Source organism: Streptomyces sp. NPDC058632, from assembly GCF_042717095.1.
Classification (GTDB): domain Bacteria; phylum Actinomycetota; class Actinomycetes; order Streptomycetales; family Streptomycetaceae; genus Streptomyces.
Genome location: NZ_JBHXQZ010000044.1, coordinates 42,769 through 63,596, shown reverse-complemented (window position 1 = coordinate 63,596; position 20,828 = coordinate 42,769). Strand labels below are relative to the sequence as shown.

Sequence of the window (20,828 nt, the reverse complement as noted above, 5' to 3'; positions counted from 1 at the left end):
GTCACATTCCGAACCCGGAAGCTAAGCCCTACCGCGCCGATGGTACTGCAGGGGGGACCCTGTGGGAGAGTAGGACGCCGCCGAACAACTCTTGACAGGGTTGGACCCCGAACTTCGGTTCGGGGTCCAACCCTTTTTTGTTCTGCGTCACTTGAAGTTCACGTTGCGCAACGAACATCCATCCCATGGGTACTGCTGCACTGCTCAGGGCCGCCGGTGTCGGAGTCGGTGACGAGGTGGTCGTGTCCGCCTTCGGGAACGTGGAAGTTGCCGAGGCCGTCACTCTCGCAGGTGCGTTGCCGGTGTTCGCCGAGATAGATCCGGTGACCTACTGCCTCGCGCCGGCCGCTGTGGAAGCGGCCATCACCTCACGCACGGCGGCCGTTGTCGCCGTGCATCGTTTCGGCAGGCACGCCGACATCGCGCGGTTGCACGCGCTCGGGCAGCGGCGCGGCCTGCTGGTGCTGGAGCACGGGGAATCCGAAGCTCCGTACGACGAGGTCGCCCGGCGCAGGGAGCGTGCCGCCTACCTCGACGCGAAGCTGCGGGGTGTGCGAACGCCCGACGGAGGCAACGGGCACACCTACCAGCAGTACGTCGTGCGGGTGCCCGGCAACGGACGACCTGACCGGGACGCCTTCGCACGAGCCGTGCGGGCCAGGGGAGTCGAGTGCAGGGTGCCGGTGAAGACGCCTGTGCACCGGCTGCCGGAGTTCCGGCGGTGCGTGTCTCTGCCCGAGACCGAACGGGCCGCCGACGAGACGCTCGCCCTGCCCGTGGACGCTTCGTTGACCAAGCGGGACATGCAGCGCGTCGCGTCGGCGTGCAACGCACTGGGCGGACTGCTGCAGCCGGCTGTCTGAACCGCGGTCGCGGACCGGTGGTTGGGAGCACGGGGCTGCTCAGGGTATGATCTATTCCGTTGCCGGGCGGGAAACCGCGGAAAGCAACAGGCCCCTATAGCTCAGTCGGTAGAGCGTCTCCATGGTAAGGAGAAGGTCAACGGTTCGATTCCGTTTGGGGGCTCCGACAGAAAGGCCCCGCCCTTCCGGGCGGGGCCTTTCTCATGCCCGGATCGGATCCAACCAGCAGATCTGATCCGGCTCAGTCCTGGTGAAGTCCCGGGACGCGCATGGCGAGGATCGCCATGTCGTCGGAAGGTGCGTCGGAGGCGAAGCGTTCCACTGCGCGCATGATGCGGGCGGCGACCGCGCCGGCGGTCAGGCCCGTACAGGTCGTCAGAACGTCGGCGAGTCCGTCGTCGCCCAGCATGCGGGGGCCTTCACGGCGCTCGGTCACACCGTCGGTGACACACAGCAGGACGTCGCCCGCATCGAGCGTGACCGTCTGCTCGTACAGCTCCAGGTCTTCCAGGACGCCGAGGAGGGGCTGCGGGTCGGCGGCCGGTTCGACGGTCCCGTCCTGGCGCAGGCGCAGCGGCAGCGGGTGGCCGGCGCACACCACCTTCAGTTCCGCGCTGCCGTCCTCCTGCGGGCGCAGTTCGCCGTAGAGCAGAGTGAGGAAGCGGCTGCGGGCGCCCTCGTCGAGGATGGCGGAGTTCAGGCGTTCGAGGACCGCGGGGCCGCTGAGGCCCTCACGGGCGAGCAGTCGGAGCGCGTGCCGGGCGAGGCCGGTGACGGCCGCGGCGTTCGGACCCGTACCGCAGACGTCGCCGATGGCGAAGCCGTAGGCGCCGTCGCTGATCGGGAAGAGGTCGTAGAAGTCGCCGCCGACCTCGTTGCCCTCCCCGGCCGCGCGGTAGATGACCTCCACCTCGACGCCCTCGATCATCGGCAGCTCGGGGGGCAGGAGGCTGCGCTGGAGGGACTGGCTGATGGCTGTGCGCTCGGAGTAGAGACGGGCGTTGTCCAAGGCCAGGGCGGCCCTGCGGGAGAGGTCCTCGGCGAGTTCAAGGATCTCCTGGCGGAAGTGTTCGTCGGTCGGCTTGCCGAGCGTCAGCATGCCGATGACGCGGTTACGGGCGACCAGCGGGAGGACCACCGTCTCGCCGCCGACCGCGGAGGCCGTGGTGAGGGTGGGACCGATGCCGGGGGTGACCCGGGTGTCCGGGCTGCCGCTCAGCCCCAGACTGCGCATGGACGTGCGCAGGGCCGCCTGATGGGCCACCTCGCCGGGTGCCGACCAGACGCGGGCGCCGGGAGTGGGGACCGGGTCGGGCGGGGCCATCTTCGAGAGCAGGGATTTGATGCCGTCGATGAGTTCCTCGTCCTCGTGCAGCACATAGGAGAGGTACGGCTCCGAGGCCTGGTCGGCGATCGTGTAGACGGCACACCAGGTGGCCAGGGTGGGAACGGTCATCTGGGCCATGAGGGCCAGGGTCTGGTCGCGGTCCAGGGTGCCGGCCAGCAGGTCGGACGCCTCGACGAGGAAACTCAGCGAGCCCCGGCGCAGTCGCTCCAGCTCTCCCAGGCGGGCCGACTCGACGGCCAGGGCGATGCGATCGGCTGCGAACTGGAGGCGCAGCGCCTCCTCGTTGGAGTACCGGCCCGCTCCCTCCGCGGCGACGCCGAGGGAGCCCGTGAGGCGGCCCTCGACCTTGAGCGGGACGGTGACGACCGAGCGCATGCCGGTGCCGTTGAGGAGCGGGACCGCGCCGGGCAGGGCGGCGAGGTCGTCGTGGACGGCCGGCATACGGGCGGAGCCGTAACGGCCGGAGCCGGCTTCCACCGGAACGCGGGCGAAGCGCTGACGGGCCGAGGGCAGGCCGGTGGACGCACGTACCTCGAGTTCCGTCTCGTCGTCGGTGGCGAGGAGCAGGAAGGCGGAGTCGCCGTCGAGCATGTCGCGGGCGCGTTCCACCGTGCGCTGGAGGAGGCCGTCGAGGTCGTCCGGGGCGGGTGAGCCGATGAACACCTCGAAGGGGTCGGTGCTCTGGCTCTCGGAGGAGGCGGTCGAGTCGGAGGGGACGCGCAACGGGGTCTGCAGGACCGCCCGTTCATGGTCCCTGACGAGGAGGCACACGGTTGACGGATCGCCGTCCGTGTCGCGGACGCGCAGGTGCGAGGCGTAGACGGGGATCACCCGGCCGGTGGTGGCCCTTATGCCGTAGCTGCCTTCCCAGCGGGAGAGCTGGAGCGCCTCCGCGATGCCGGTGCCGGTGCCGGGGGTGTGCGGCCAGGCCGCGAGGTCGGTGAGGGGCTTGCCGATGACCTGGTCGGCCGTGTAGCCGAAGAGTTCCTCCGCGTCCTCGTTCCAGGAGGAGATCGCGCCGATTCGGTCGATCTGCACGACGGCGACGCGGACCCGGGCGTCGGCGATCGGGAGGAGTTCGAGCGGCAGTGCCGGTCCGGCCGAGCGGGCGCCCACCGGGCGGTCGGGGATGTCGAGTTGGAACCAGACGGTCTTGTGGGCGGGGGTGTACTCGACGCCCCATCGGCCGGCCAGGGCCGCGCAGAGCTGGAGGCCTCGTCCGCCCTCGCGGTCGGGGCCGCCCATGTCGGCGGCCGGACTCTGAAGCGGGACCTCACGCTCCGGATACCGGTCGGTCACCTCGATCCGTACGCCGTCGTCGCAGCGCAGGCACAGCAGGTCGGCCCAGGTGCTGGTGTGGATCACGGCATTGGTCACGAGCTCACTGGTGAGGACCACGGCGTCGTCGACGATGTCGGCGAAACCCCACCCCTGGAGGGTGTCGCGGACGAAGGAGCGGGCGCTCGCGACCGAGCGCCCGACGGGCTCGAAGCTGGCGGCCGCGCGCGCGGTGATCACAGAACTCCTCGACCGGTTCTCGACGGGCATGACTCCATGGCCGACCGGCTCGCGCCGCTGGGGCGGCAGGCCGCTCGTCGGCCGAGGGTCCGGGGGTTGTTCCCCCGGGATCAGTCCGGTGGTCATGTGTGCGGCCGCCCTCCGATGCCCGCTCGTCTCCGTGCCACCGCCCAGACCGGACGGACCGGTGTGGCTGGACAGCCGGATGCAAGGTTACTTACCTTCGCGGTCCGAGCGGATGCCGGTCTGCTGTGTTTCCGTCGGGAGGTGTCCGACGTCCGGCGGCTGTGCGGTCGGTGTGCGAAGCTGCCGAACTGTTATGGCCTGGTTCGGTGAGGGTGAAACACTGGGCGGGCCGGCTGTTGCGAAGGTCCGGACGGGCGGGTGTCCTCCGGCCGGGCGGCGGCCCGGGTAGCGCCCTGGTAGGCAGGGCAGGTATCGCAGTAGTACACGCATATGCACGAGTAAGCAGAGCAAGCAGAAGCAGTCACAGGTACACCGTGCGGTGGTACCCGAGCACAGCAGTAACGGTCGACCCCTGCGGGAGGGACACAGTGGAGTCTGGCGCAGCGACGCGGGGCACGAACACGCGCGCGAAAGGCGGACAGTCCCCTAGTAAGCAGGGCAGGTCCCGGGGCGGTACCACCGCGGTGGACACCGCGGCCCTGAACCGCCTGATGGTCGCCCTGGTGGCGATGCGGGACGGCAACTTCCGTAAGCGGCTCACGGTCTCCGGCGACGGCGTGATGGCGGAGATCGCGGCGGTCTTCAACGAGGTGGCCGACCGCAATCTCCATCTGACGGGCGAGCTGGCGCGGGTGCGGCGGATGGTCGGGCGCGAGGGGAAACTCACCGAGCGCCTGGAGACGGGGGCCTGTGAGGGTTCCTGGTCCAGCGCGATCGACAACTCGAACGCGCTGGTGGACGATCTGGTGCGGCCCGTCTCCGAGGTCAGCCGGGTGCTGTCGGCGGTGGCCGAGGGTGATCTGTCGCCGCGGATGGAGCTGCGGGCGCAGCTGGGCGGGGACGACGGGCAGGGACAGCCGCTGCGCGGCGAGTTCCTGAAGGTCGGGCGTACCGTCAACAACCTGGTCGACCAGTTGTCGACCTTCACCGACGAGGTCACGCGGGTGGCCAGCGAGGTCGGTACCGAGGGCAAGCTGGGCGGTCAGGCCCGGGTGCGGGGCATGTCCGGTTCGTGGAAGGACCTCACGGACTCGGTCAACACCATGGCGGAGCGGCTGACGGCGCAGGTGCGCGACATCGCTCTGGTGACGACGGCGGTCGCCCGGGGTGACCTGTCCCGCAAGGTCACCGTGCATGTCGAAGGCGAGATGCTGGAGCTGAAGAACACCGTCAACACGATGGTGGACCAGCTCTCGGCGTTCTCCTCCGAGGTGACCCGCGTCGCACGCGAGGTGGGCACCGAGGGCGCGCTGGGCGGGCAGGCGCAGGTGTCCGGCGTGGACGGTGTGTGGAAGGAGCTCACCGACTCCGTCAACACCATGGCCGGGAACCTGACGGCCCAGGTGCGCGGGATCGCGGAGGTGACGACCGCGGTCGCCAACGGCGATCTGTCGCGGAAGGTGACTGTTCCGGCGCGGGGCGAGGTCGCGCAGCTCGCTGAGACGATCAACCAGATGACCGAGACGCTGAAGATCTTCGCGGACGAGGTCACCCGGGTCGCCAACGAGGTCGGGGCCGAGGGACAACTGGGCGGTCAGGCGAACGTGCCGGGAGCCGCCGGGACCTGGAAGGACCTGACGGACTCCGTCAACACGGTGTTCCGGAACCTGACGACGCAGGTGCGGGACATCGCCGCGGTGACGACGGCGGTGGCCAACGGTGACCTGTCGCAGAAGGTCACCGTGGACGTGGCCGGCGAGATGCTGGAGCTCAAGAACACCGTCAACACGATGGTCGACCAGTTGTCCGCCTTCGGTGCCGAGGTCACCCGCGTAGCGCGCGAGATCGGCGTCGAGGGTGAGCTGGGCGGCCAGGCGCAGGTGCCGGGTGCCGCCGGGACCTGGAAGGACCTGACGGACTCCGTCAACACCGCGTTCCGCAACCTCACCGGTCAGGTGAGGAACATCGCCCAGGTGACGACGGCGGTGGCCAACGGCGACCTGTCGCAGAAGGTCACCGTCGACGTGTCCGGCGAGATGCTCCAGCTGAAGAACACCGTGAACACGATGGTGGACCAGCTGTCGAGCTTCGCCGACCAGGTCACGCGCATGGCCCGGGACGTGGGTACGGAGGGCCGACTGGGCGGTCAGGCCCGGGTGGACGGCGTGTCGGGTACCTGGAAGGAGCTCACCGACTCCGTCAACTCGATGGCGTCCAACCTGACCGGCCAGGTCCGCAACATCGCCCAGGTCACGACGGCGGTCGCGCGGGGCGACCTGTCGCAGAAGATCGACGTGGACGCGCGCGGGGAGATCCTCGAGCTCAAGAACACGATCAACACGATGGTCGACCAGCTGTCCTCGTTCGCCGACCAGGTCACGCGGGTGGCCCGTGAGGTGGGTACGGAGGGCCGGCTCGGTGGCCAGGCACAGGTGCCCGGGGTGGCCGGTGTGTGGCGTGACCTCACCGACTCGGTCAACGGCATGGCCGGCAATCTCACCGCGCAGGTCCGCAACATCGCCCAGGTGGCGACGGCGGTGGCCCGGGGCGACCTGTCGCAGAAGATCACCGTGGACGCGCGCGGGGAGATCCTCGAGCTCAAGAACACGCTGAACACGATGGTGGACCAGCTGTCGTCGTTCGCCGAGGAGGTCACGCGGGTGGCCCGCGAGGTGGGTACGGAGGGCATCCTCGGCGGTCAGGCCGAGGTGCAGGGTGTCTCCGGCACCTGGAAGGACCTCACCCAGTCGGTGAACGGCATGGCGAACAACCTGACCCTCCAGGTGCGCAACATCGCCGAAGTCACCACCGCGGTCGCGAAGGGCGATCTGTCGAAGAAGATCACCGTCGACGCCAAGGGCGAGATCCTCGAACTCGTCACCACCGTCAACACGATGGTGGACCAGCTGTCGTCGTTCGCCGAGCAGGTGACCCGGGTGGCCCGCGAGGTGGGTACCGAGGGCATCCTGGGCGGCCAGGCACACGTGCCCGGGGTCACGGGCATCTGGAAGGACCTGAGCGACAACGTCAACCTGATGGCCAAGAACCTGACCACGCAGGTGCGGAACATCTCCCAGGTGTCCGCCGCGGTCGCCAGCGGTGACCTCACCCGGCAGGTCACCATCGAGGCGCGCGGCGAGTTGGCGCAGCTCGCCGACACCATCAACATCATGGTGAAGACGCTGAGTTCGTTCGCCGAGCAGGTGACCAAGGTGGCCCGCGAGGTGGGTACGGACGGCATCCTCGGCGGTCAGGCGCACGTACCGGGTGTGGCCGGTACGTGGAAGGACCTCACCGAGTCCGTGAACCGGATGGCGTCCAACCTGACCGGTCAGGTGCGCAACATCGCCATGGTGACGACAGCCATCGCCAAGGGTGACCTGACGAAGAAGATCGACATCGACGCGCGCGGAGAGATCCTCGAGCTGAAGACCACCATCAACACGATGGTCGACCAGCTGTCGTCCTTCGCCGAGGAGGTCACGCGCGTGGCCCGCGAGGTGGGTACGGAGGGCCAGCTCGGCGGGCAGGCCCGCGTGCGTGACGTCGACGGCACCTGGCGGGACCTGACCGAGTCCGTGAACGAGATGGCGGGGAACCTGACCCGGCAGGTGCGTGCCATCGCGCGCGTGGCGACCGCGGTGGCACGCGGCGACCTGAACCTGAAGATCGACGTGGACGCGTCCGGAGAGATCCAGGAACTGCAGGACTACGTCAACAAGATGATCGCCAACCTGCGCGACACCACGATCGCCAACGAGGAGCAGGACTGGCTGAAGGGCAATCTGGCCCGCATCTCCGCGTTGATGCAGGGCCGTCGGGACCTGGAGGACGTGGCCTCGCTGATCATGAGCGAGCTGACGCCCGTGGTCTCCGCACAGCACGGCGCGTTCTTCCTCTCGATGCCCCTGGCCGACGGGGAGGACGTGAGCGCCGCCGCCGACGACGACCAGTACGAGCTGCGCATGCTCGGTTCGTACGGCTACTCGCTGGGCTCGATGCCGACGTCGTTCCGGCCCGGTGAGGGACTCATCGGGACGGCCGCCATGGAGAAGCGCACGATCCTGGTGGAGAACGCGCCCAGCGGCTACCTGAAGATCTCCTCGGGTCTTGGGGAGGCGCCGCCCGCCCAGGTGATCGTGCTTCCGGTGCTGTTCGAGGGGACCGTGCTGGGCGTCATCGAACTGGCCTCGTTCACTGCGTTCACACACATCCAGAAGGACTTCCTCAACCAGATCGCCGAGATGATCGCGACGAGCGTCAACACCATTTCGGTGAACACCAAGACGGAGCTGCTGCTGGCGCAGTCACAGGAACTGACCGAGCAACTCCAGGAGCGCTCGGCCGAGTTGGAGCAGCGGCAGAAGGCACTCCAGGCGTCCAACGCCGAACTGGAGGAAAAGGCCGAGCTGCTGGCCCGGCAGAACCGCGACATCGAGGTGAAGAACACCGAGATCGAGGAGGCGCGGCAGGTCCTGGAGGAGCGCGCCGAGCAACTCGCGGTCTCCATGCGCTACAAGAGCGAGTTCCTGGCCAACATGTCGCACGAGCTGCGCACCCCGCTCAACTCGCTGCTGATCCTGGCCAAGCTGCTCGCCGACAACGCCGACGGGAATCTCTCCCCGAAGCAGGTCGAGTTCGCCGAGACCATCCACGGCGCCGGCTCCGACCTGCTGCAGCTGATCAACGACATCCTCGACCTGTCGAAGGTCGAGGCGGGCAAGATGGACGTCTCCCCGACGCGCATCGCGCTCGTCCAGCTCGTGGACTACGTGGAGGCCACCTTCCGGCCGCTGACCGCGGAGAAGGGCCTGGACCTGTCGGTGCGGGTCTCCCCGGAGCTCCGGGCCACGCTGCACACCGACGAGCAGCGGCTGCTGCAGGTGCTGCGCAACCTGCTGTCCAACGCGGTGAAGTTCACCGACTCCGGGTCCGTCGAGCTGGTCATCCGGCCGGCTCGTGACGACGTCCCGCAGGCCATCAGGGAGCAGTTGCTGGAGGCCGGTTCGCTGACCGACCCGGACGCCGACCTGATCGCGTTCTCGGTGTCCGACACGGGCATCGGGATCGCCGCCAGCAAGATGCGGGTGATCTTCGAGGCGTTCAAGCAGGCGGACGGCACGACCAGCCGCAAGTACGGCGGTACGGGGCTCGGGCTGTCCATCTCCCGGGAGATCGCCCAGCTGCTCGGCGGTGAGATCCACGCGCAGAGCGAGCCGGGCCGAGGCTCGACCTTCACGCTGTATCTCCCGCTGCACCCCAGCGAGTTGCCGCCGCACGGCTACCAGCAGTCCATGCCGGCCCTGGAGAGCGGCGGCCCCGCCAGGCCGGCCGGTTCCTCCGGTGCGGGGGTGGAGACACCGGCCGAGGTGACGTCCTACCGGGAAACCCAGAACGGTCCGGCCGCGCTGTTCCGGCGGCGCCGCAGGCCCCTGCCCGAGCTGGAGCAGCGGCCCGCGCCGCAGCAGCCGGAGCAGTGGCTGGGCACGCCGGTCGCGTCGGTTACGGAGCAGGATCCGGCGCCCCGGTCGCAGCGCGGTATCCGGTTCGGCGGGCAGAAGGTGCTGATCGTCGACGACGACATCCGCAATGTGTTCGCACTGACCAGCGTCCTCGAACAGCACGGCCTCTCCGTGCTGTACGCGGAGAACGGCCGCGAGGGCATCGAGGTGCTGGAGCAGCACGACGACGTGGCGGTCGTCCTGATGGACATCATGATGCCCGAGATGGACGGATACGCGACGACGACGGCGATCCGCCGGATGCCGCAGTTCGCGGGACTTCCGATCATCGCGCTCACCGCGAAGGCGATGAAGGGCGACCGGGAGAAGGCGATCGAGTCGGGCGCCTCCGACTACGTGACGAAGCCGGTCGATCCCGATCACCTGCTGTCGGTGATGCAGCAGTGGATGCGGGGCGTGTGACCGTGGCGCCCCGCGAGAGGGGGGCGTGAGGGCGGCGGCCCGGGACGTGCGATGGTGGAGGGGAGCTTCGCCGTTCACGTGAAGTTGCCGACGCGGTGTGCGCGAAGTCGTGTAGAAGTGCGGGATTCGGGGAACCTTCTGGTCTCGCTCCGCGTTTCTGCTACGTACACAGTGACATCACGGTGACAGGGTGTGGCGACGGGCGGGGTGCGGCTACGATGACCGGCACAAGGACGGGCGGCGCAAGGGAGCCGTCCCCCGGGTCGGCACCCGCCGGTGTCCACCCGGGACCTGCGGACAGGGGAGGCCCCAAGCCGGGGCGAGGAGGGCGGGCCATGGTGCAGAAGGCCAAGATCCTCCTGGTCGATGACCGGCCGGAGAATCTGCTGGCGCTGGAGGCGATCCTCTCGGCGCTCGATCAGACGCTGGTACGGGCATCGTCCGGGGAAGAAGCACTCAAGGCACTGCTCACGGACGACTTCGCGGTCATCCTGCTGGACGTCCAGATGCCGGGGATGGACGGCTTCGAGACCGCGGCGCACATCAAGCGGCGGGAGCGGACGCGGGACATCCCGATCATCTTTCTCACCGCGATCAACCACGGCCCGCACCACACGTTCCGCGGGTACGCGGCGGGTGCGGTCGACTACATCTCCAAGCCGTTCGACCCGTGGGTGCTGCGCGCGAAGGTCTCGGTCTTCGTCGAGCTGTACATGAAGAACTGTCAGCTGAGGGAGCAGGCGGCGTTGCTGCGGCTCCAGTTGGAGGGCGACGAGAAGGACGCCGGGGAGCAGAAGGGGTCCGTCGGCCTGCTCGCCGAACTCTCCGCGCGGCTCGCGGCCGTCGAGGAACAGGCCGAGGCCCTGTCCAAGCAGCTCAACGACGAATCGACCGACGCGGCCGCGGTGGCCACGGCGGCCCATCTGGAGCGCAAGCTCACGGGGTTGCGGCGGGCGCTGGACGCGCTGGAACCGGGCACGGGCAGCGCGTCGCCGATGCCGTCGCAGAACTGACCGACGGCGCACGGGCCTCGCGGCTCGTCCTGCGCGGTTCTGGGCCGTAGGGCCTGTCCGGCGGAGGCTGCCGGAGAGGCGGGGCCGGCTGCCCTCTTTCCAGCTCTTCGAGCAGGGGGTGCCCCCAGCGGCGTTGCCGTCACTCGCCCCTCTCTCGGCCCCTTCCCGTGAGCGGGAGGGGCCCCTCGCTCCGCGTCGACTCCCTCCTCCGCCTTGCAGCCGCACACGCCGGACCCCGCTCGCCCCCACTGGACAGATACCGCCGGTCACCTCCGACTTGATCCGCTGGACAGGCCTTCCCCGCGTCAGTTCGGCGCCTCCACGGGAGCGACACGAACGGGTGAAGCGGCTGGCACGCGTGTCCCCTGGCGTCTCCACCGGTAACCTCACCCCCATGGCCTCACGTCCCTCCGCAGCCAAGAAGCCACCCATGAAGAAGGCGGCTGCTTCCGCGAAGGCTCCGGCGAAGAAGGCCGCTGCCAAGAAGCCGCCCGTCAAGAGGGCTCCGGCCAGGAAGGCCGCGGCGAAGAGGCCCGCGCCCAAACCGGCTCCCAGCCCGACCGGCGGCATCTACCGGCTCGTGCGCGCCCTGTGGCTGGGCCTGGCGCACGCCGTCGGGGCGGTTTTCCGGGGCATGGGGCAGGGTGCCAAAAACCTCGACCCCGCCCACCGCAAGGACGGCCTCGCGCTGCTCCTGCTCGGCATCGGACTCATCATCGCCGCGGGCACCTGGGCCGACCTCGAGGGGCCCGTCGGCGACCTCGTGGAGATCCTGGTCACCGGCGCGTTCGGCCGGCTCGACCTGCTGGTGCCGATCCTGGTCGCGGTCGTCGCGGTGCGCTTCATCCGGCACCCGGAGAAGCCGGAGGCCAACGGCCGCATCGTGATCGGCCTGTCGGCGCTCCTCATCGGTGTGCTCGGCCAGATCCACATCGCCTGCGGCTCGCCCGCCCGCAGCGACGGCATGCACGCCATAAGGGACGCCGGAGGACTCGTCGGCTGGAGCGCGGCCACGCCGCTGTCGTACACCATGACCGATGTGCTCGCCGTGCCCCTGCTGGTGCTGCTCACCGTCTTCGGTCTGCTGGTCGTCACGGCCACTCCGGTCAACGCCATTCCGCAGCGACTGAGGCTGCTCGGCACCAGGCTGGGGCTCGTGCACGACCATGGGCCGGAGGAGTTCGGCGAGGACGACGAGCGCTACGACGAGCAGTGGCGCGAGGCGCTGCCCGCCGACCGCCGGAGCCGCCGGCGGGAGCCCCAGGAGCACGACCCCGACCTCGCGGAGCAGGAGGCGCTGTCCCGGCGCCGCGGCCGGCCGCGCAGGTCCGCGGTGCCCCAGCCCGACATGAACCGGCCGATGGACGCCGTGGACGTGGCCGCGGCGGCCGCCGCCGCGCTCGACGGCGCCGTCCTGCACGGGATGCCGCCCTCGCCGGTCGTCGCCGACCTGACCCAGGGCGTGCGCGTGGGCGACCGCGAGCCGACCACCCCGACGCCGGTGCCGGCCGCCCGCCCCCAGCAGGACCAGCAGGACAGCTCGCGGCAGGACAGGCCGAGGCCGGGCGTCAGGCAGAACGCGCCGAAGCAGGGTGGACAGGCCGAACAGGACCGGAAGCAGACGGACTCCGGCGTCCCGGACCTCACCAAAACCCCGTCCGCCCCCCGCGAACTCCCCCCGCGCGCGGAGCAGCTCCAGCTGTCCGGCGACATCACCTACTCCCTGCCGGCCCTCGACCTGCTCACGCGCGGTGGCCCCGGCAAGGCGCGCAGCGCCGCCAACGACGCCGTCGTCGCCTCGCTCACCACCGTCTTCACCGAGTTCAAGGTCGACGCCCGCGTCACCGGCTTCACGCGCGGGCCCACCGTCACCCGCTACGAGGTGGAACTCGGCCCGGCCGTGAAGGTCGAGCGGATCACCGCGCTGACGAAGAACATCGCGTACGCCGTCGCCAGCCCCGACGTACGCATCATCAGCCCCATCCCCGGCAAGTCCGCCGTCGGCATCGAAATCCCGAACACCGACCGGGAGATGGTCAACCTCGGAGACGTGCTGCGGCTCGCGGAGTCCGCCGAGGACGACGACCCGATGCTGGTCGCCTTCGGCAAGGACGTCGAGGGCGGCTACGTCATGCACTCGCTGGCGAAGATGCCGCACATACTGGTCGCCGGCGCCACCGGCTCCGGCAAGTCCTCCTGCATCAACTGCCTGATCACGTCGGTCATGATGCGGGCGACACCGGAGGACGTCCGGATGATCCTGGTCGACCCCAAGCGTGTGGAGCTGACGGCGTACGAGGGCATCCCGCACCTGATCACGCCGATCATCACCAACCCCAAGCGGGCCGCCGAGGCCCTCCAGTGGGTCGTCCGCGAGATGGACCTCCGCTACGACGACCTGGCCGCCTACGGCTACCGGCACATCGACGACTTCAACCGCGCGGTGCGCGAGGGCAAGGCCAAGCCGCCCGAGGGCAGCGGGCGCGAACTCCAGCCGTACCCGTACCTGCTGGTCATCGTCGACGAGCTGGCCGACCTGATGATGGTCGCCCCGCGGGACGTCGAGGACGCCATCGTGCGGATCACACAGCTCGCGCGGGCGGCCGGCATCCACCTGGTGCTCGCCACGCAGCGGCCCTCGGTCGACGTCGTCACCGGTCTGATCAAGGCGAACGTGCCGTCCCGGCTCGCGTTCGCCACGTCGTCCCTCGCGGACTCGCGGGTCATCCTCGACCAGCCCGGCGCCGAGAAGCTGATCGGCAAGGGCGACGGCCTCTTCCTGCCGATGGGGGCGAACAAACCGACCCGTATGCAGGGCGCGTTCGTGACCGAGGAGGAGATCGCCGGCGTCGTCCAGCACTGCAAGGACCAGATGACGCCCGTCTTCCGGGACGACGTCGTCGTCGGGACCAAGCAGAAGAAGGAGATCGACGAGGACATCGGCGACGACCTCGACCTGCTGTGCCAGGCGGCCGAACTGGTCGTCTCCACCCAGTTCGGGTCGACGTCCATGCTCCAGCGCAAGCTGCGCGTGGGCTTCGCGAAGGCGGGCCGGCTCATGGACCTCATGGAGTCCCGGAACATCGTCGGACCGAGCGAGGGTTCGAAGGCCCGTGACGTTCTCGTGAAGGCTGACGAACTGGATGGCGTGCTCGCCGTGATCCGGGGGGAGTCCGAAGAGTAGGCAGTCGGGACACGGCCGTCGCTTCGGCGCACCCGGGTGGCCGATCGTGACCCACCCGTAAGGGATCAGTGCGCAACCGTTTCCCCCGGCCGCACGTCAAGTTGAGGGAAACGACAAAAAGCAGTGCCGCCATCGGCATGTCGGGCCATTCCGATGGCGTACAGAGTCCTGCCGCCCGGTTGCCCCACCCTTCTGTCACCCCCCTAGACTGAACCTCCAGCACAGGTGGCTACACGCTCGAAAGGCGCCCCCGTGTCCATCGGCAACTCTCCTGAAGACGAGCGTCCGTTCGACGACGCGTCCGACGTATCCGACGACGTCTCCGAGGAAGTCCGTCCCTCCGTCGGACGTGCGCTGAAGCAGGCGCGCATCGACGCCGGCCTCACCGTCGACGACGTCACCACCGCCACCCGGGTCCGTATCGCCATCGTGCACGCCATCGAGGCGGACAACTTCGAGCCGTGTGGTGGTGACGTCTACGCGCGCGGCCACATCCGAACCCTGGCCCGGGCCGTGCACCTCGACCCCGCCCCGCTGATCGCCCAGTACGACGCCGAGCACGGCGGCCGTCCGGCGCCCACCCCGGCCGCCCCCCTGTTCGAGGCGGAGCGCATCCGTCCCGAGCGGCGCGGTCCCAACTGGACCGCCGCCATGGTCGCCGCGATCGTCGTCGTCATCGGCTTCGTCGGATTCACGATGGTCAACGGCGGCGACGGCGACAAGGCGAACGTCGCCGACGGCGACGCCACTGCGAGCCCGTCCGGATCCTCCACCCCCAAGTCCGAGAAGCCCGCCGCCCCCGAGCCGGACCCCTCCGACAGCGCCATCGCGGCCGCTCCGCAGGACAAGGTGATCGTCAAGGTGAGCGCCCCCGACGGGCGCAGCTGGATCTCCGCCAAGGACCACAGCGGCCGGCTGCTCTTCGACGGACTGCTCAAGCAGGGCGACTCCAAGACCTTCGAGGACAGCACGAAGATCAACCTGGTGCTCGGTGACGCCGGTGCGATCGACCTCTTCGTCAACGGCAAGAAGATCGAGGACGACTGGCAGCCGGGCGCCGTGGAGCGGCTGACCTACACCAAGGGCGACCCGCAGGCCGGATAGCGGTACGGCATCCCCAAGGGCGCTTCGTCGACGGGGCCGGCCAGGATCGGTCAACCCCGTCGACGTGGGGCGTCAGCGGGACGAAGTAGTCTTGAGCCCATGCCTGATCGCCGCACCGTCGCACTCGTCACCCTTGGCTGCGCCCGTAACGAGGTGGACTCGGAGGAGCTCGCAGGCCGTTTGGAGGCGGACGGCTGGCAGCTCGTGGAGGATGCCGAGGACGCGGACGTCGCCGTCGTGAACACCTGCGGTTTCGTCGAAGCCGCCAAGAAGGACTCCGTCGACGCCCTCCTGGAGGCCAACGACCTCAAGGGCCACGGGAGAACGCAGGCCGTGGTGGCGGTGGGCTGCATGGCCGAGCGGTACGGCAAGGAACTCGCCGGGGCGCTTCCCGAGGCCGACGGCGTGCTCGGCTTCGACGACTACACCGACATCTCGGACCGCCTCCAGACCATTCTGAACGGCGGCATCCACGCCTCCCACACCCCGCGCGACCGGCGCAAGCTGCTGCCGATCAGCCCCGCCGAGCGGCAGGAGTCCGCCGCGTCCGTCGCGCTCCCGGGGCACGGCCCGGTGGACCTGCCCGAGGGCCTCGCCCCGGCCTCCGGTCCCCGCGCACCCCTGCGGCGCCGGCTGGAGGGCACCCCGGTCGCCTCGGTGAAGCTCGCCTCCGGCTGCGACCGGCGCTGTTCCTTCTGCGCCATCCCGTCCTTCCGCGGCTCCTTCATCTCGCGCCGCCCCAGCGACGTGCTGGGCGAGACGCGCTGGCTGGCCGAGCAGGGTGTGAAGGAGGTCATGCTGGTCTCCGAGAACAACACCTCCTACGGCAAGGACCTCGGCGACATCCGCCTCCTGGAGTCCCTGCTGCCAGAACTCGCCGCGGTCGACGGCATCGAGCGGGTCCGCGTCAGTTACCTCCAGCCCGCCGAGATGCGCCCCGGCCTGATCGACGTGCTGACCTCCACACCCGGGGTCGTCCCCTACTTCGACCTGTCCTTCCAGCACTCCGCGCCCGACGTGCTGCGCGCGATGCGCCGCTTCGGCGACACCGACCGCTTCCTGGAGCTCCTCGACACCATCCGGAGCAAGGCGCCCGAGGCCGGCGTGCGTTCCAACTTCATCGTCGGCTTCCCCGGCGAGTCCGCGTCAGACCTCGCCGAGCTCGAGCGGTTCCTGACCCACGCGCGGCTGGACGCCATCGGTGTCTTCGGCTACTCCGACGAAGAGGGCACCGAGGCGGCGACGTACGAGCACAAGCTGGACGAGGACGTCGTCGCCGAGCGGCTGGCCCGGGTCTCCCGGATGGCCGAGGAACTCGTCTCGCAGCGCGCCGAGGAGCGGGTCGGCGAGACCGTGCGTGTGCTGGTGGAGTCCGTCGACGAGGAAGAGGGTGTGTACGGCCGCGCGGCGCACCAGGCCCCCGAGACCGACGGCCAGGTGCTGCTCACGAGCGGCACGGGTCTGCTTCCGGGTCGTATGGTCGAGGCGAAGGTCGTCGGCACGGAAGGTGTCGACCTGGTGGCCGAGCCGCTGTTCCAGGGTTCGCCCGCGCTGAGCGAGGAGGCGGGCAGATGACGGGTGCCCCGGCATCGGCGGCGGGAGGCTCCTCCGGCGCGAGGAGGGCGGCGACGAGTCCGGCCGGTCGTCCGAGGCCCGGCGGGACTCCGGGCGGTGAGGCATCCCGGACCCGTACCCCGGCCTCCGGGAGTGCGACCGGCAGTACCGCGGACGGCGTTCCGGGCGGCGTCCCGGTCACGGGCAGCACGTCGAACAGTGATTTCCACGACGATTCCCACGACGATTCCCACGACGTTCCGAACGGCGAGAAGCATGACGGCGTCGGGCGTGACGGCGACGGACACCCGGCGCGGGGCGGGAAGATCGCGGCGGCGGCCGTCAACCAGGCCAGTGTCTGGAACATCGCCAACCTGCTCACCATGCTCCGGCTGGTACTCGTCCCGGGCTTCGTCGCCCTGATGCTGGCAGACGGGGGATACGACCCCGCCTGGCGCTCGTTCGCCTGGGCCGCCTTCGCCGTCGCCATGATCACCGACCTGTTCGACGGTCATCTGGCGCGCACCTACAACCTCGTCACCGACTTCGGGAAGATCGCCGACCCCATCGCCGACAAGGCGATCATGGGAGCGGCGTTGATCTGTCTCTCCGTGCTGGGTGATCTCCCCTGGTGGGTCACCGGAATCATCCTCGGCCGGGAACTCGGGATCACGCTCCTGCGTTTTCTGGTCATTCGCTACGGCGTGATCCCGGCGAGCCGCGGCGGCAAGCTGAAGACCCTCACCCAGGGCGTGGCCGTCGGCATGTACGTGCTGGCGCTGACGGGGTGGCTGGCGACTCTGCGGTTCTGGGTGATGGCCGCGGCCGTCGTACTCACGGTCGCGACCGGTCTCGACTACGTGAGACAGGCCATCGTGCTGCGCCGGCAGGGAATCGCGGAGCGGAAGGCCGCGTTGGAAGAGACACAGTCGTGAGTTCTCCGGCCACCGAAGTGGTGCGACTACTCACCGTGAAGGGCATGACGCTTGCTGTCGCGGAATCCCTGACCGGCGGACTGGTGGCGGCGGAGATCACCTCCGTCCCCGGGGCGTCCAAGGCCTTCCGGGGCTCGGTCACGGCCTACGCCACCGAACTCAAGCGGGAACTGCTCGGTGTCGACGCCACCCTGCTGGCGCGGAGCGGAGCGGTGGATCCGCAGGTGGCGGCGGAGATGGCGGCCGGTGTCCGCAAGGCGCTGGGTGCCGACTGGGGAATCGCGACCACGGGCGTCGCCGGCCCGGACCCCCAGGACGGACAGCCCGTCGGGACCGTCTACGTGGCTGTGAACGGGCCGTCGGAGACGGCTTCGGGTTCTGCCGGTGGCGGAAAAGTGGAGTGCCTGCGGTTGAACGGCGACCGGGCGGAAATTCGTATGGAGAGTGCACGGAGCGTACTCGCACTGCTTCTCGATGAGCTTGCGGGCGAACAGACCAGGAATGAGCGGACGCAGGATACGGAACGGAACGGGGGGTTTTGATGTTTACAGCCCAGAGTGAACACGACATCGCTCCCCGCACGGCCGCGGCGCAAGGCGGTACGGTGGGGCGAGAAGGATCCCGATACACGGCCCGAGGAGGGAGCCACCGATGATTCTGCTCCGTCGCCTGCTGGGTGACGTGCTGCGTCGGCAGCGCCAGCGCCAGGGCCGTACTCTGCGCGAAGTCTCCTCGTCCGCCCGAGTCTCACTCGGCTATCTTTCCGAGGTGGAGCGGGGGCAGAAGGAGGCTTCCTCCGAGCTGCTCTCCGCGATCTGCGACGCGCTGGACGTACGGATGTCCGAGCTCATGCGGGAAGTGAGCGACGAGCTCGCCCTCGCCGAGCTGGCCCGGTCGGCGGCAGCGACCCCCAGCGAACCCGTACCCGCGCCGGTTCGCCCGATGCTGGGGTCCGTCTCGGTGGCCGGTGTGCCACCGGAACGGGTGACCATCAAGGCGCCCGCCGAAGCGGTGGACGTCGTCGCCGCCTAACGCGGTGTGACACGGTGACAGGCCCCGGTCGGGGCTCTTCCGGGAGATCCGGAAGGGCGTCGCCGGGGTTTCGCGTACCCGCGTCCCGGGGCCTCGCCTCCTCCGGACCCCGCGCTGTGTGCGTTTGCCGGTCCGAGGCGTGACCGCCATGGTTGAGGGAACGAGGAACCATGCGGGGGACCAGCCACGGAGGTGCGGATGTACGTCGTGAAGAGCCCATTGTCCGACGAGAACCTGAAGACCGTGTCCGAGGCGCTCCAGGGAGCCCTTGTCGACCTGGTGGACCTCAGCCTGGTGTCGAAGCAGATCCACTGGAACGTGGTCGGACAGCGCTTCCGTTCCGTGCACCTGCAGCTCGACGAAGTGGTGACCCTCGCGCGGACACACGCCGACACCGTGGCGGAGCGCGCCGCGGCACTGGGCGTCTCACCCGACGGGCGCGCCGCCACGGTGGCCGTCGGCAGCGGCATCGGGGTGACCCCCGAGGGCTGGGTCGACGACACGGTCGCGGTGGGTGCCCTGGTGGACGCGTTGGGCGCGGTGATCGGGCGGATGCGCGAGCGGGTCGGCGCGACCGGCGAGGCGGACCCGGTGAGCCAGGACATCCTCATCGCGGTGACGGCGGATCTCGAGAAGCAGCACTGGATGTTCCAGGCCGAGAACGGGTGACGTGGCCCCGGGCGCTGCCCTGAGCGGCGGCGAGCCGGGCCGGGCGGACGCGCAGCACGCGAGGCATGCGGAACACGCGGGGCCCGAGGGACGCGTGGGAGCACCGGTGCGGCGTCCGGCGAGGGGCGTGGTGCGTCCGTGTGCCGTCGGTGCGCCCTGGTCGCCCGGATGAGCCGCCTCATGGCGTCCGGCTGGAGGTGGAGGCCGTGAGGGCGCGGGCGGTTCACTGGGGTGCTCGGGGAGCTGTGCTGGGGCTGGGGGCCTTGTGGTGGTGGGCCGTGACGAGGCTGCTGCTCGTGCCCGGCGCCGGAGTGCTGGAGGCGGCGGTCGCGGCCGGTGGCTGGGGACTGAGTCTGCTTCCGGTGCACTGCATGCCGAACGGCCGGGCAAGAGGCGCCCTTGCGGACGGGCGGTGGCGGCGGGCCCGGGCACGGAGAGCGGGGGGCGACACCCCGGCTGCGGGCGTCACGGCCGGAGGTGGCTCGCCGCCCGTCCCCTCCTCGGGGGCCACTTCGCCCGAGGGCGTCACCGAGGCATCGCCACGCCCTCGTTCGGGCGGAGAGTCCGACCCGTGGTGAAGGCCGCTGTGTCGCGGCCGATGCCGCCGGTGGTACCGGTGCCGAAGGGGGTGCGGACGGTGAGGTGGTACGGCGCGGGGGCCATGCGGGGAACGCGCGAGGGGACCTGACGGGATGCCGATGGGTGGGTCGGGCTGCCGGTTCAGGAGCCGGGGGCCGGGCCCTGCTGGCAGGTCGGGCACCAGTAGGTGGGGCGGTCGCGGGAGCCGTCGCCCTGGTCGGCCCGGCGGACCGGGGTGCGACAGCGCAGGCAGGGGCGGGCCTCGCGGCCGTAGACGAACAGGCTCTGGTCGCGGCGGCCCGTGGTGCTGCGGACAGGGCGGTCGCGGTTGTGCTCCAGCAGCTTCCTGGCGAGTCCGGGCAGTTGTGCGGTGCGTTCGGCGGGCAGGTCGCCGACGGGGAGCCAGGGTGTGACGCCGAGCAGGAAGCAGAGCTCGCTCTTGTACACGTTGCCGATGCCGGCGAGATTGCGCTGGTCGAGGAGGGCCTCGCCGAGCGGGCGGGCCGGGTCGCGGAGCAGGTTGGCCAGTGCCAGGGCAGAGTCCCAGTCCGGGCCGAGGAGGTCGGGGCCGAGGTGGCCGACCGCGCGGTCCTCGTCGGTGGTGCGCAGGAGTTCGAGGACGGGCAGACGGTAGCCGACGGCGGTGCGGTCGGCGTTGCCCAGGATCGCGCGGATCTGGTGGGCGGGGCCGCCGCTCCAGCGCTGCCCGTTCGCGTAAACCCGCCAGGAGCCGTCCATCCGCAGGTGCGAGTGCAGGGTCAGACCGCCCTCGACGCGGGTGAGGAGGTGCTTGCCGCGCGGGGTGACGTCCAGGACGGTGCGGCCGGTGAGGTCGGCCGTGGCGAACCGGGGCACTCGGAGGTCGCTGCGGGTCAGCACGGTGCCCGCGAGGGCGCTGTGCAGCCGCTTCGCGGCCTGCAGGACCGTATCTCCTTCGGGCATGGGTCAAGGGTGGCATGGCGTCGTGCGGTGGCCGGGG

The 20,828-nt window shown here is 70.0% G+C and carries 12 protein-coding genes, 1 tRNA gene and 1 rRNA gene; 12 read left to right on the top strand and 2 right to left on the bottom strand.

The window, feature by feature from the left end; genetic code table 11:
• The 3 genes from rrf to ACFWVE_RS18570 all read left to right on the top strand — a co-directional run.
• Positions 1-86: ribosomal RNA gene (rrf, locus tag ACFWVE_RS18580) — 5S ribosomal RNA — on the top strand; the annotation flags it as partial.
• Positions 87-200: 114 nt separating this feature from the next.
• A complete protein-coding gene (locus ACFWVE_RS18575; RefSeq protein WP_384015099.1) occupies positions 201-863 on the top strand; it encodes a DegT/DnrJ/EryC1/StrS family aminotransferase in 663 nt (220 codons plus the stop codon).
• Between the two features lie 90 nt (positions 864-953).
• Positions 954-1,026, top strand: a tRNA-Thr gene (locus tag ACFWVE_RS18570).
• Positions 1,027-1,104: 78 nt separating this feature from the next.
• Here ACFWVE_RS18570 and ACFWVE_RS18565 read toward each other — a convergent pair.
• Positions 1,105-3,855 carry a SpoIIE family protein phosphatase gene (locus tag ACFWVE_RS18565; protein WP_384015090.1) on the bottom strand — a complete coding sequence of 917 codons (2,751 nt, stop codon included), beginning with the start codon at positions 3,853-3,855 and terminating at the stop codon, positions 1,105-1,107.
• Positions 3,856-4,283: 428 nt separating this feature from the next.
• Between ACFWVE_RS18565 and ACFWVE_RS18560 the strand changes: the two genes are divergently transcribed.
• The 9 genes from ACFWVE_RS18560 to ACFWVE_RS18520 all read left to right on the top strand — a co-directional run bounded on the left by ACFWVE_RS18560 (position 4,284) and on the right by ACFWVE_RS18520 (position 19,270).
• Positions 4,284-9,779 (top strand): HAMP domain-containing protein, encoded by a 5,496-nt coding sequence (locus ACFWVE_RS18560; protein WP_384015087.1) that lies wholly within the window; start codon positions 4,284-4,286, stop codon positions 9,777-9,779.
• A 335-nt stretch (positions 9,780-10,114) separates the two neighbouring features.
• Positions 10,115-10,792: a two-component system response regulator gene (locus ACFWVE_RS18555; RefSeq protein ID WP_384015084.1), complete on the top strand. Its 678-nt coding sequence runs from the start codon at positions 10,115-10,117 to the stop codon at positions 10,790-10,792.
• 394 nt (positions 10,793-11,186) lie between these two features.
• Complete coding sequence (locus ACFWVE_RS18550) at positions 11,187-13,976, top strand: DNA translocase FtsK (protein WP_384015081.1); 2,790 nt, start codon at positions 11,187-11,189, stop codon at positions 13,974-13,976.
• A gap of 252 nt (positions 13,977-14,228) precedes the next feature.
• Complete coding sequence (locus ACFWVE_RS18545) at positions 14,229-15,080, top strand: helix-turn-helix domain-containing protein (protein WP_384015078.1); 852 nt, start codon at positions 14,229-14,231, stop codon at positions 15,078-15,080.
• A 99-nt stretch (positions 15,081-15,179) separates the two neighbouring features.
• Positions 15,180-16,655 carry a 30S ribosomal protein S12 methylthiotransferase RimO gene (gene rimO / locus ACFWVE_RS18540; RefSeq protein WP_384015076.1) on the top strand — a complete coding sequence of 492 codons (1,476 nt, stop codon included), beginning with the start codon at positions 15,180-15,182 and terminating at the stop codon, positions 16,653-16,655.
• Positions 16,652-17,569 (top strand): CDP-diacylglycerol--glycerol-3-phosphate 3-phosphatidyltransferase, encoded by a 918-nt coding sequence (pgsA, locus tag ACFWVE_RS18535; protein ID WP_384015072.1) that lies wholly within the window; start codon positions 16,652-16,654, stop codon positions 17,567-17,569. Before rimO ends, pgsA begins: the two co-directional genes overlap by 4 nt.
• Positions 17,566-18,111 (top strand): CinA family protein, encoded by a 546-nt coding sequence (locus tag ACFWVE_RS18530; protein WP_384015069.1) that lies wholly within the window; start codon positions 17,566-17,568, stop codon positions 18,109-18,111. Before pgsA ends, ACFWVE_RS18530 begins: the two co-directional genes overlap by 4 nt.
• A 109-nt stretch (positions 18,112-18,220) precedes the next feature.
• On the top strand, positions 18,221-18,601 hold the full coding sequence (locus tag ACFWVE_RS18525) for a helix-turn-helix domain-containing protein (RefSeq protein WP_065001703.1): 381 nt from the start codon (positions 18,221-18,223) through the stop codon (positions 18,599-18,601).
• A gap of 198 nt (positions 18,602-18,799) precedes the next feature.
• Positions 18,800-19,270, top strand: a complete 471-nt coding sequence (locus ACFWVE_RS18520) for a Dps family protein (RefSeq protein ID WP_384015066.1) — start codon at positions 18,800-18,802, stop codon at positions 19,268-19,270.
• Positions 19,271-19,990: 720 nt separating this feature from the next.
• Here the strand turns inward: ACFWVE_RS18520 and ACFWVE_RS18515 are convergent.
• Positions 19,991-20,791: an Fpg/Nei family DNA glycosylase gene (locus ACFWVE_RS18515; protein ID WP_384015063.1), complete on the bottom strand. Its 801-nt coding sequence runs from the start codon at positions 20,789-20,791 to the stop codon at positions 19,991-19,993.
• Between the last annotated feature and the right edge of the window lie 37 nt (positions 20,792-20,828).